Below are 11,964 nucleotides of genomic sequence, written 5' to 3' on the forward strand. Positions count from 1 at the left end.
GGGGGTCGCGGGAGCGTTCCCACCGCGGTATCGTATCGTTTCGACAACCGCCGACACCGCCGTCTGCCCGGGCCAGCCCCGCACCCAGCCGCCGGCCGGTTCCCGACCGATCCGAAGGACCCGCATGAGCACCACTCGCCCGTCCGGCCGCCAGTTCCCCGCCGACTTCGTGTGGGGATCGGCCACCGCCGCCTACCAGATCGAGGGCGCCGCCGCCGAGGGTGGTCGCGGCCCGTCGATCTGGGACACCTTCGCCACCGTCCCCGGCGCCGTGCTGAACGGCGACACCGGCCTGGTCGCCGACGACCACTACCACCGGGTGCCCGAGGATGTCGCCCTGATGCAGCAGCTCGGGCTGGAGGCCTACCGGTTCTCCATCTCCTGGCCGCGGGTCCAGCCCGACGGTTCGGGGGAGTGGAACGAGGAGGGCATCGCCTTCTACACCGACCTGGTCGACCGTCTGCTCGCCGCCGGGATCAACCCCGTGGTCACGCTGTACCACTGGGACCTGCCGCAGCCGCTGGAGGACGAGGGCGGCTGGGCCAACCGCCGGACCGCCTACCTGTTCGCCGACTACGCCCGGAAGATGGCCGAGGTCCTGGGCGACAAGATCGAGATCTGGACCACCCTGAACGAGCCCTGGTGCTCGGCCTACCTGGGCTACGCCTCGGGGGTGCACGCCCCGGGCCGCCAGGACCAGGCCGCCGCGCTCGCCGCCGTGCACCACCTCAACCTGGCCCACGGCCTCGCGTCCACCGCCATCCGGGAGGTGCTGGGCGAGGACACCACCGTCTCGATCACCCTCAACCTGCACGTCACCCGGGCCGACAGCGAGTCCGAGGAGGATCTGGCCGCCCGGCGGAAGATCGACCTGATCGCCAACGAGGTCTTCCTGCAGCCGATCCTGGAGGGCCACTACCCGGCCGAGATCGCCGCCCAGACCGCCGCCATCTCCGACTGGTCCTTCGTCCAGGACGGTGACCTGGAGTTGATCCACCAGCCGCTCAGCCTGCTCGGCGTCAACTACTACTCCACCGGCCGGGTGCGCCGGCTGCAGGGCGAGCCGCAGGTCGGCGACGGCAGCCCGGGCGTCGACGGTCACAAGTCGTCGAAGGTCAGCACCTGGATCGGCGCCGAGGACGTGGAGTGGCTGCCGCAGCCGGGCCCGCACACCGCGATGGGCTGGAACCAGGAGCCGCAGGGCCTGGTCGACCTGCTGGTCTCGCTGCACCAGCGCTACCCGGACCTGCCGCTGGCGATCACCGAGAACGGCGCCGCCTTCGCCGACCAGGTCTCCGGCGACGGCCGGGTGCACGACCTGGACCGGGTCAGCTACCTGCACGACCACATCGACGCGGTCGGGGAGGCGATGGACCGGGGTGCCGACGTGCGCGGCTACTTCGTCTGGTCGCTGTTCGACAACTTCGAGTGGGCCTACGGCTACGACCGCCGGTTCGGCATCGTCCGGGTCGACTACGACACCCTGGAGCGGATCTGGAAGGACTCGGCGTACTGGTACGCCGACCTGATCCGCACCCGCACCATCGCCCCGGCCGAGACCGCCGCCGACCTGGGCTGACCCACCCCCGCGCCGCCCGCCCCGCAGCATCGACCGGGCGGGCGGCGCGCGGGCACCGTCTGAGATCGGAGAGGATGGACCCGTGCCCCGTTCCCGTCGCTCCGGCAAGCGCCCCTACGGCGCCGAGCACGTGCCGCTCGACCGGGACCGGCTCGGCGGCATCCGACGCTGGGAATCCGGTCCGGACGGCGAGTGGACCACCCAGCAGGTCCGCGGCTCCGACCGCACCTTCCGCTGCCCGGGCTGCGACCAGCTGATCGCCACCGGCACCCCGCACGTGGTCGCCTGGCAGGCGGACAGCATCCTGGGCGAGACCGCCGCGCTGGAGAACCGGCGGCACTGGCACACCTCCTGCTGGCAGGCCCGGCTGCGTCGCCGGCCCACCCGCTGAGCAGGTCATCGCGCCGCCGGGCGAACTACGCTCGGACCCGATGAGCACCCAGACCCCGATCCGATCCCTGACCGTCCTGCCCGCCCACCGGGAGGACATCGAGCTGCACACCGCCGACGGCCTGACCCTGGTCGGCGAGCTGGCACTCCCGGTCGACGCCGACGGCACCCCGCGCACCCCCGCCGCGACCCTGGTCACCCTGCACCCGCTGCCCACCCACGGCGGCTACATGGACTCCCACGTGCTGCGCAAGGCGTCCTGGCGGCTGCCGGCGCTGGCCGACCTCGCGGTGCTGCGGTTCAACACCCGGGGCACCAGCAGCCCGCGCGGCACCAGCGAGGGCAGCTTCGACGAGGGCCGCTCCGAGCGCTTCGACGTGCACGCCGCGATCGAGTTCGCCGAGTTCCACGACCTGCCGCACCCGTGGCTGGTCGGCTGGTCCTTCGGCACCGAGCTCACCCTGATGCACGGCCTGGACCCGCTGATCGAGGGGGCCGTGCTGCTCTCGCCGCCGTTGCACCGCGCCACCGACGACGACCTGGACGCCTGGGACGCCGACGGCCGGCCGCTGGTCGCCCTGGTCCCCGAGCACGACGACTTCCTGCGCCCCGAGGAGGCCCGCCGCCGGTTCGCCCGGGTGCACCAGGCGGAGGTGATCGCCGTCGAGGGCGCCAAGCACCTGTGGGTGGGGGAGGGCTACGTCCGCCGGGTGCTGGACGAGATCGTCGGCCACGTCCGGCCCGGGTTCCCGTTGCCGCTGCCCACCACCTGGGACGGCCCCGCCGAGCAGGCCGCCCCGGCCACCGAGGAGGACCGATGAGCGTCGATCTGCACACCCTGCGTCCCGGCGACGACGGCCGCACCCCGCTGGTGCTGCTGCACGCGTTCCCGGTCGACTCCCGGATGTGGACGGCGGTCGCGCCGCTGATCACCGCCGGTACCCCGGTGCTCGCGGTCGACCTGCCCGGGATGGGCACCGCGCCGCTGCCGGACGCGGAGCCCTCGATCGAGGCCGCCGCCGATGCGGTCGCCGCCGTGCTGCCCGGCCCCGCGGTGATCGCCGGGCTGTCGATGGGCGGCTACGTGGCACTGGCCCTCGCCGAGCGGCGACCCGAGCTGGTGCGCGCCCTCGGCCTGCTCGACACCAAGGCGGTCGCCGACACCGACGAGGCCGCCGCGAACCGCCGCCGGATCGCCGACCAGGCCGAGCAGGGCGGCACGGTCGACCCGGTCCGCCCGATGGCCGATGCCCTGCTGGGTGAGACCACCCGCCACACCCGGCCCGAGCTGGTCGAACAGCTGGCCGAGTGGATCGACGCCCAGTCCCCGGCCGGGATCGCCTGGTCCCAGCGCGCGATGGCCGGCCGCCCGGACCGGACCGCGGTGCTGCGGGGCTGGTCCGCCCCGGTGCTGGTCCTGGTCGGCGCGGAGGACGGACCGACCCCGCCGGAGCAGGCCGCCGCGATGGCCGGGGAGCTCGGCATCGAGCCGGTGGTGGTCCCCGCGGCGGGTCATCTCACCGCCGTCGAGCAGCCCCCCGCCGTCGCCGACGCGCTGAACGCCCTGATCGCCCGGGTCTGAGCCGGGCCGGTCTACTCCTCGCCGAGCACCCGGGCCAGCGCGATCGGCAGGTCCAGCGACTCGCCGTCCTTGCCCCCGGCGCCGATCACCAGCGGCGGGTCCTGCGGGGTCAGCTCGACGCCACGCCACCGCGCCGCCAGCGACCCGGGCACGGTCAGCACGTAGAACTCCCCGTCGCTGCCCACCGCCACGGTCCGGTCCCGGCGCAGGTACCAGCCCTCGATGCCGGTCCGGAACGAGCCGCGACCGCCATAGCCCTGCGCCCGCAGCGGCTCCGGGGCGATCCCGCGCTCACGGGCCCGCACCAGGAACTCCTGGATCAGCTGCCGGGCCTTCGCCGACTCGGCCCGCTGCCGCGCCAGCAACGCGGCCTCGTGCGCCGCGGCCGCCTCCCGGCGCTGATCCCGCCAGTCGGCGGCCGCGGACCCGGTCACTTCTGCTCGGCCGGCTGCTCGGTCGCGGCGTCTGCCTTTGCGGGCTCGGTCGCGGCATCGGCGTCGGGCTGGGCGTCACCGGTCGGCGCGTCCTCGGCCGCCGCGGTGTTCTCCCCGGCGGCCTGGTCGGGGGCGTCCTGGCCGGCGACCGCGTTGGCGGAGTCGGCGTCCTGAGCCCCGTTGTGCCCGGCGGACCCGGCGTCGCTGCCCGGCTCACCGGCCGGCGACCCGGCGTCCTGACTCGGCGCGGCGGCCTCCTGGCTCTGCGACCCATCCTTCTGACCCGCCGCACCAGCCTCGCTCGCCGGCGTCTCGGACTCGGGGGCCGCGGCCTCCGTGCCGGTGGCCGCAGTGGCCTCGCCGGTGGGCTTCGGCCCGGCGGCCGACACCGGTGCCGGGCGAGCCTTCGCCTTGGCGGGCGACTTGGCCGACTTGGCCGCCGCGGGCGCGGTGGCCTCCCGCTCGAACTTGGCCTGCGCCCGGTCCGCGCGCTCCAGCGTCTGCCGGTTCGGCACCGGGTCGGCGCCAAGCAGGTTGCGCAGCTCGTCCAGGTAGGTCGTGATCGACTCGCGCTGGCGGTTGAGGTCCTCGACCTGGCGCTGGGCGGTGGTCCGCTCGCGCTCGGCCTCGCTCATCGACTCCGACAGGGTCTTCTCGGCGTGCTCGCGGGCCTCGGCGACCACCCGGTCGGCGTTCTGCCGGGCGTTGGCCAGCAGCTCCTTCGCCTGGTTCTGCGAGTCCAGGCGCACCTTCTCCGCCTGCTCCAGCGCCTTGGCCACCCGCTGCTCGGCGGCCGCGGCATGCGCCTCGGCGTCGGCGACCAGCTTCTCGGTCTCGGCCCGGGCGACCGCGTGCCGCTCGGCGTCGGCGCGCTCGGCCTGCTCGCGCTGGGTGACGATCGCCAGCTCGGCGTCCGCCAGCGCCTGGCGGGCCTGCTGCTGCAGCGACTCGGCCTCGGCCCGGGCCTGCCCGGACAGCTCCTCGACCTGACGGCCGGCCTCGGTGAGCTGCCGGTCGACCTGCAACCGGGTCTGCTCACGCAGCTCGTCGGTCTCGCGCCGGGTGGTGTCCCGCAGCTCGTCCGCCGCGCGCTGGGTCGCCTCGCGCAGCTCGGTGGTCTCGCGCTCGGCGGTGGCCCGCAGCTCCGTCGCGTACTGCTCGGCCTGCGCGCGCTGGATGCCGGTCTCGTGATCGGTGCGCTCGCGCAGCTCGGTGGTCTCCCGCTCGGCGGTGGCCCGCAGCTCGGCGACGTACTGCTCGGCCTCCGCGCGGACGGTGCTCAGCTCCTGCTCCGCCTGCTGGCGGGTGGCGGCGATCTCCTCGGTGACCTGTGCGCGCAGCTCGGCGGTCTCCCGGTCGGCGGTGGCCCGCACGAAGCCGGAGTACTGGTCCGCCTCCGCCCGCACCGCCGCGGTCTCGGCGGCCACCCGCTGCTGCAGCTCGGTGGCGGCACGCTCGGCCGCCGACCGCACCTGGTCGGCGTAGGCCGCGGCCTCCGCGCGGAGCCGGTTGACCTCCTCGCCGGTGGTCTGGCGCAGTTCGGCGACCTCGGCGGCGACCGAGGACCGCAGGTCGGCGGCCCAGCGCTCGGTCTCGGTGCGCAGTGTGGCCACCTCGGCGGCGGTCTGCTGGCGTAGCGCGGAGGTCTCCGCCTCGGCCTGCTGGCGCTGGGCGGAGGTCTCGGCGTCGGCCCGCTGGCGCAGGTCCTGGTCGTAGTGCTCGGCGGCGGCCCGCAGCGCGGCGGCCTCCGACTCGGTGGTGCTCCGCAGCTGCTCGGCGGCCTGCTCGGTGCTGATCCGCAGCTCGGTGGTCTCCCGCTCCACGGTCGCGCGCAGGGTGCCGAGCTCCCGCTCCAGGCTGGCCTTGCGCTCGCTGGCCTCGGTGGCCTGGGCGGTCTGGATCCGGGACGCCTCCCGCTCGGCGGAGCCCACCAGCTCCTCCGCCCGGCGCTGGGCCGCGGTGAGCACGCTCTCCGCCTCCGCGTGCGCCGTGGTGCGCTCCTCGGTGGCCTCGCGCTTGGCGGTGGCCAGCAGCTCGGCGACCTCGTTCTCGGCCCGGGCCCGCAGCTGGCCGGCCGACAGCCGGGCGCGGGCCAGGGCGTCGGAGGCCTGGGCGTTCGCCTGCTGGACCACATCCGAGGACTGCTCCTCGGCCGAGCGCAGCAGCATCTCGATCCGGGAGCCCAGCCCGGAGTAGGTGGGGCGCTCGGCCTCGCGGAGCTGCCGGTGCGCCTCGGAGAGCTCCCCGGAGATCTGCAGCACCCGCTCGTCCAGGGACGCGACCTGCGAGCGGGCCTCGCCGAGTGCGTGTTCGAGCTCGCTCATCCGGCTGTCGACCTGCTCGCGGTCGTAACCGCGGAAGTTGACGACCGGGAACAGCATGCGGTCCTCTGGCACGGAAGGTCCTCCTGGGAATGGCAGCGGCGGGACTCCCGTCGAACGGGAGGGACACACGGCGGCGGCCACGGCCGGCATCCGCGTTCAGGGTATCCGCCGGGAGCCGACCTCCGGCAGGGGCAGACCCGACTCGGGCCCGCAGACGACCGGTTCACGTCCACCAGGACGGCCGGCCGTGGGCCCCGAAGTGTCCGGATGCCTGCCCGACTGCCTATCCTGGTTCGTCACGTCAGGAAGGAACATGCGTGCTTCAGCGACTCATCGCGGCCCTGCTCGGGCTGCTGGGCCTCGCCGCCGCGGCTCTGGGGATCGCCTCGGCGACCGCCTGGCGAGCGGACGACCCCCTGGTGGCCACGGCGACCGCCGACACCCAGACCCTGGTCACCGAACCGGGTGTCCTGGAGGTCGCCGGTGACCCGGTCACCGTCACCGTCCGCGCCGAGGGCTCCCCGGTCGTCCTGGCCGTCGGCCGCGACACCGACGTGCTCGCCTGGGTGGGCACCGACCCGCACGAGTTGGTCACCGGCCTCGCCGACTGGCACGAGCTCGCGCTGAGCACCGGTGAGTCGTCGCAGCCCGAGCCCACCGCCTCTGCCTCGGCCTCCGCCGACGCCGGCGAGCAGGCGACCGCTGAGCCCAGCCCGTCCGCCTCCGCGGATGCCGCCGCCGATGCGACCGGCACCGCCGCCGACCCCGCGGGCTCGGACATGTGGGTCACCGAGGTCACCGGCGACGGCTCGGCCTCGCTCGAGTGGAGCGCCCCGGACTCCGGCCGCTGGTCGCTGCTCGCGGTCAGCCTCGGCGACACCGCCCCCACCCTCGAGCTCTCCTGGCCCCAGGAGGTCACCACTCCCTGGCTGTGGCCCGGCGTGGCCGTCGGCGTCCTGCTGCTGGCGATCGCCGCGATCCTGGCGATCCGGATCCGCCGCTCCGCCTCCGGCGCCGACTGGCACGACGTCAGCACCGGCATGATCGCCGTCGTCACCCCGCAGACCGGCGAGGGCACCGCCCCCGTCCCGACCACCACCGGCACCGTCCCGCTGATCGACCCGGCCACCGGCCAGCCGATGACCCGCCGGCAGATCCGCGAGGCCGAGGCCGCCGCCGCTTCGCGTCGTGGACGCCGCGGCGCCACCGGTGCGATCCCGGTCGTCACCGGCACGATCCCCACCCTGACCGGTCCGACCGCGACTGGCGGTGCCGGCTCGACCGCCGCCGCCTCGACTGCCGCCGGCTCGACTGCCGGTGCTGCCCCGAGTGCCGGCGCCCCCCGGAGCTCCGGTGCCGCCCCGACTGCCGGTGCCGCCCCGACTGCCGGTGCCGCCCCGACTGGCGGTGCCACCGCGACCGGCGGTGCCATCCCGGCTGGCGGTCCCGCCCCGCGATCCGCGTCGACCGGCCCGGCGGGCATGGGTTCATCCCCGAGTGCCGGTGCCCCCCGGACCACCGGAGCACCTTCCGCAGGAACCGGCTCCACCCCGGCCCCCGGTACCGCGATCCCCGTCGCCTCCTCCCCGGACAAGCCGGGCGGCGACGCGACGACCCCCACCGGCCAGCCTCGGCCCTCCGACGCGGACGCGGCGGACGCCACCGACGCAGCCCCCGCCGCGACCGGTTGGCGCTCGCTGTTCGGCCGCGGGCGTTCCCGTGCCGATCGCACCTCGGCATCCGACGATGCCGCCCGCGACACCTCGCCGGCCCGGCCCGGCACTCCCGCCGATCCGGCGGGGACGACCGCCGAGCCCGCCTCGGCCGGCCCCGACGCCGTCAGCTGGCGACCGACCACACCGACCACCCGTGGCGGCGTTGCGCCAGGCACACCGGCACCGACCACCGGCGCGGGTGGGACCACCGGCGGCTCCGCGCGGACCCCCGGCGGCGACGCCACTGCGGGCACACCTGCTCCGACGACCGGTGTCGGCGCGACACCGGGCGGCTCCGCCCCGACCCCCCGTGGTGACGCCACCCCCGGCTCCTCGGCTCCGTCGTCCAGCCCGGCCCCGGGACGCCCCGGCGCGCCGCTGCCGGCCCGCAGCAGCGACCCTGGTACGCCCGGCACAGCTCCGGCCACCGCCCCCGGCGGTACCGGCCCTCGCCCCGCCGACCCGGCCACGCCGGGCGCACCGCGAGTGACGGGTGCGACGCCCGGCACCGGCGCTCCGGCCGGCCACCCCGGCCCGGGAGCCCCCGACGCGGGTCACCCTGCGCCTCCCGAGCCGTCCACCGGCCGCCCCGCAGCCGGCACCCCCACCGGCCCCGGCGGCACGACCGCACCGGTCACCCCGACCGGCTCAGGTCCCGCGGTCCCCGGCGTTGCGCCTGGCGGCCCGACCGCTGCCGGTGCCCCGTCCACCCAGGGCGGCCGTGTCGGCTCCGCGTCCCCGGGCGCTCCGTGGCGGCCGGCCGATGCGACGCCGGCGCCGGGAACGACGACGCCCACCCCCGCTCCGGCCCCGAACGCCGACTCGGCCCCGGCCACCAGCACCGACTCGGCTCCGGCCACCACCACCGGCGGGGACCCGGCCGCCGCCGCACCGGACGCCGCCCCCGCCGCATCCCGGCGCGGGCTCGCCTCGCGGATGCCGTGGCGCCGTGGACGTGACACCGAAGCGCCCACGACCGCACCCGAGCGGCCGGCACCGGCGGCCCCCACGGCCCCGGCCGCACCGATCGACGACGACTCCGCCCCGGCGGTGCCCGGCGTGGACGAGGAGGACGAGAGCCTGTCCAGCACGCAGCGCGCCGACTCCTGGCGGCGGATGTGGGGCTTCCCCGCGGACGCCCAGGGGGAGCAGACCGACAACGACCACCCCGAGCGGGAGGAGGACCGATGAACGCCCGCCGCACGCGGGGCGCACTCGCCCTGGCCCTCGCCGCCGTGATCGGGCTGGCGGGTTGCGCGAACCCGGTGCCGGAGCCGCAGCCCGAGCCGGTGCCCGCCCAGGCCCCGCCGGTGCTGGACGCCACCCAGTCGGCCCGGGTCCTCGACCAGGTCGAGGAGGTGTTGGCGACCGGTGATGCCGCACTGGACGCGAACCAGCTCGACCCACGGGTCACCGGCCCCGCACTGGCGATCCGTTCCGCGGAGTACGTCCGGGCCCAGGCGACCGGCGGGGAACGGGCACCGGTGACCATCCCGACCGAAGCGCAGGTGACGATCACCCCGGACACCACGAGTTGGCCGCGCACCCAGATCGTCGTCACCGAACAGCCCGCCGACCTGCAGGCCCCGCTGCTGCTGGTGCTGATCCAGAACGGCCCCCGCGAGGAGTACAAGCTCTGGGGCTGGGCGCGGCTCGGCGAGGGCGTGCAGATGCCGGCCACCGCGGCTCCGGCGACGGGCAGCCCGCAGCTGTCCGCCGACGACACCAGCCTGGTGCTCCCACCCGAGGACGTGCTGGCGCAGTACGCCGACGTCCTGACCAACGGTGACGCCTCGCCCTATGCCGCGACCTTCGGCACCAGCTTCTTCCGGAGCGCGATCGAGGCGGTGCGGGCCCAGACCGTGCAGGGGCTCCAGGCGGTGGCGACCGTGAGCGAGACGGTGGCGCCGGAGGCTGGTTCGGTCAGCGCGCTCGGCACCGCCGACGGCGGGGCGATCGTGGTGGGCCAGATGACCACGGTCACCACGGCCGCGATCAGCCAGGGCACCGTGACCCTGACCGACCCGTTGGACAAGGCGCTCACCGGCAAGGAGAGCGTGAGCCAGAACCTGGTGCGCACCTGGACCGACGTCGTCGTCTTCTATGTCCCGCCCGCGGGCAGCGACGCCGGGATCCAGGTGCTCGCCGCCGAACATGCCAGGACCGCCGTCACCGGCGAGTGACCGCACCATCCAGCAGAGCAGGAGCGAGAGCAGCATGACCCAGAACCCGGCCGGCGAACCCCGGCTCAACATGCGGGGTGCCGTGGACCTGTCGAGCCTGGCGCGCCCGGCGACACCGCCCCCTGGGGCGCCCGGCGGGCTGCCGGCCCCGGGTCCGTTCGTGGTCGACGTCGACACCGAGGGCTTCCCGGCGCTGGTCCAGTCCTCGACCGGTCACCCGGTGATCGTCCTGCTCTGGGCGTCGTGGAGCGAGGCCAGCGTCGGGCTGGCGACCGAGCTGGGCACGCTGGTGGGGGAGTACGGCGGTCGGCTGCAGCTGGCGCGGATCGACGCCGAGGCCAACCCCCAGGTGGCGGCCGCCTTCCAGAGTCAGTCGGTGCCGACCGTGGTCGCGGTGCTCGCCGGACAGCCGCTGCCCCTGTTCCAGGGCGCCCCCGAGCGAGCACAGATCAAGGATGTGCTGGACCAGGTGCTCCAGGCCGCCGAGGCGAACGGCATCACCGGCACGGTCCCGGGCGGTGGGGAGACGCCCGAGGCTCCGGCCCCGGTGGAGGAGCCGCCGCTGCCCCCGCTGCACCAGGCCGCCTACGACGCGATCGAGGCCGACGATCTGCCCGCGGCGACCGCCGCCTACGAGCAGGCACTGCGGGAGAATCCGCGCGACGACCTGGCCCGGGCCGGCCTGGCACAGGTGGGACTGCTCACCCGGACCCGGGGTGCGGACCTCGCCGCCGTGCGTGCCGCCGCTGCCGACAACCCCGGCGACGTCGACGCCCAGCTCGCGGTGGCCGACATGGACGTGCTCGGCGGCCAGATCGAGGACGCTTTCGCCCGCCTGATCGACACGATCCGGGTCACCTTCGGGCCCGACCGGGAGCGGATCCGGGTGCGACTGGTCGACCTGTTCGAGGTGGTCGGATCCGAGGACCCCCGGGTGCAGGCCGCCCGTCGCGCGTTGGCGAGCGCGCTGTACTGACCCGGCCCGATGCGCTGACCCGACCCGATGCCCCACACCCTCACCGACCGAGGGTGTGGGGCATCGTCGTCCCCGGCACCCGGCACCCGGCACCCGGCACCCGGCACCCGGCACCCGGCACCCGGCACCCGGCACCCGGCACCCGGGTGCGGACCCGGCTCGCTGCTCCGGCTCGGGGTCGAGCGAGCGAACCGCGGGCGTCCGCACCGCCGTCCAAGCGCCCGAACCGCCGATCCCGCCCGGAATCACGGGCCACGCGCCCCTGACCTGCGGTTGTGTGGCCGCCGTCACCCTGGACCGAGTTGACGTCCGCTCCAGCCGCTGCGTAATGTTCTCGATGTCGCCCGGCAGGGAGGAACGGACACCGAGGATCAACCCGGTGGCTGGTCCCCCGGGTGGCCACCCCCTCGGAAGAACCCACTCCGGAGCCTCGTGCCCGGACCACGGTCCTGCCGAGGAGGATCCGGCCAGAAGGAAGAGTCCGACGGACTTGACCGGCAGGAACGGATCCGCTAAGTTTGAACGGTTGCCTCCGGTCGGACGCTCGAGAGAGCGAATGAAGGATGCGCGTCTGTTCTTTGAGAACTCAACAGTGTGCCTAAGTAGTTGATGCCAAATGGCTCGACGTCGTGATCTGGTTCCTATTCGGGGGCTGGTGAGGGGTGTTGAAGTCTTTGGTTGACTGGATGCGATCTGGACCCCGTCCGGGTCGTGTTCGATTAGCCGAATCTGAACGGTGCCTTGCATGTGAGTGTGGGGTGCCACTTTGTGTGTCGGTTGC

General features: G+C 75.2%; 9 protein-coding genes. 7 read left to right on the forward strand and 2 right to left on the reverse strand.

Annotated elements, in window-relative coordinates:
- The first annotated feature begins 124 nt into the window (after positions 1–124).
- From HGA03_RS15560 to HGA03_RS15575, 4 genes are all read left to right on the forward strand, one after another.
- The gene (locus HGA03_RS15560) at positions 125–1,579 is read left to right on the forward strand and encodes a GH1 family beta-glucosidase (RefSeq protein ID WP_168631205.1); all 1,455 of its coding nucleotides are present in this window, start codon (positions 125–127) and stop codon (positions 1,577–1,579) included.
- Positions 1,580–1,661: 82 nt separating this feature from the next.
- Entirely contained in the window at positions 1,662–1,970 is a 309-nt protein-coding gene (locus tag HGA03_RS15565; RefSeq protein WP_168631206.1) for a hypothetical protein, read from the forward strand.
- 40 nt (positions 1,971–2,010) lie between these two features.
- Positions 2,011–2,790, forward strand: coding sequence for an alpha/beta hydrolase (locus HGA03_RS15570; protein ID WP_168631207.1), 780 nt, complete (start codon positions 2,011–2,013; stop codon positions 2,788–2,790).
- Positions 2,787–3,551 (forward strand): alpha/beta fold hydrolase, encoded by a 765-nt coding sequence (locus HGA03_RS15575; RefSeq protein WP_168631208.1) that lies wholly within the window; start codon positions 2,787–2,789, stop codon positions 3,549–3,551. Before HGA03_RS15570 ends, HGA03_RS15575 begins: the two co-directional genes overlap by 4 nt.
- Before the next feature lie 11 nt (positions 3,552–3,562).
- On the opposite strand, the gene HGA03_RS15580 is transcribed toward HGA03_RS15575, so the two are convergent.
- Together HGA03_RS15580 and HGA03_RS15585 are read right to left on the reverse strand one after the other, a co-directional pair.
- On the reverse strand, positions 3,563–3,985 hold the full coding sequence (locus HGA03_RS15580) for a hypothetical protein (protein ID WP_168631209.1): 423 nt from the start codon (positions 3,983–3,985) through the stop codon (positions 3,563–3,565).
- The gene (locus tag HGA03_RS15585; RefSeq protein WP_168631210.1) at positions 3,982–6,381 is read right to left on the reverse strand and encodes a hypothetical protein; all 2,400 of its coding nucleotides are present in this window, start codon (positions 6,379–6,381) and stop codon (positions 3,982–3,984) included. The genes HGA03_RS15580 and HGA03_RS15585 overlap by 4 nt, the downstream gene beginning before the upstream one ends.
- Before the next feature lie 245 nt (positions 6,382–6,626).
- On the opposite strand from HGA03_RS15585, the gene HGA03_RS15590 reads away from it, so the two are divergent.
- From HGA03_RS15590 to HGA03_RS15600, 3 genes are read left to right on the forward strand one after another with little or no spacing between them, the layout of a single operon-like run.
- Positions 6,627–9,215: a hypothetical protein gene (locus HGA03_RS15590; RefSeq protein WP_168631211.1), complete on the forward strand. Its 2,589-nt coding sequence runs from the start codon at positions 6,627–6,629 to the stop codon at positions 9,213–9,215.
- The gene (locus tag HGA03_RS15595; RefSeq protein WP_168631212.1) at positions 9,212–10,207 is read left to right on the forward strand and encodes a DUF8094 domain-containing protein; all 996 of its coding nucleotides are present in this window, start codon (positions 9,212–9,214) and stop codon (positions 10,205–10,207) included. The genes HGA03_RS15590 and HGA03_RS15595 overlap by 4 nt, the downstream gene beginning before the upstream one ends.
- Positions 10,208–10,241: 34 nt before the next feature.
- Positions 10,242–11,183 carry a tetratricopeptide repeat protein gene (locus HGA03_RS15600; protein ID WP_168631213.1) on the forward strand — a complete coding sequence of 314 codons (942 nt, stop codon included), beginning with the start codon at positions 10,242–10,244 and terminating at the stop codon, positions 11,181–11,183.
- The last annotated feature ends 781 nt before the right edge of the window (positions 11,184–11,964 follow it).

Source organism: Cellulomonas denverensis, from assembly GCF_012396125.1.
GTDB classification, from domain to species: Bacteria; Actinomycetota; Actinomycetes; order Actinomycetales; family Cellulomonadaceae; genus Cellulomonas; species Cellulomonas denverensis.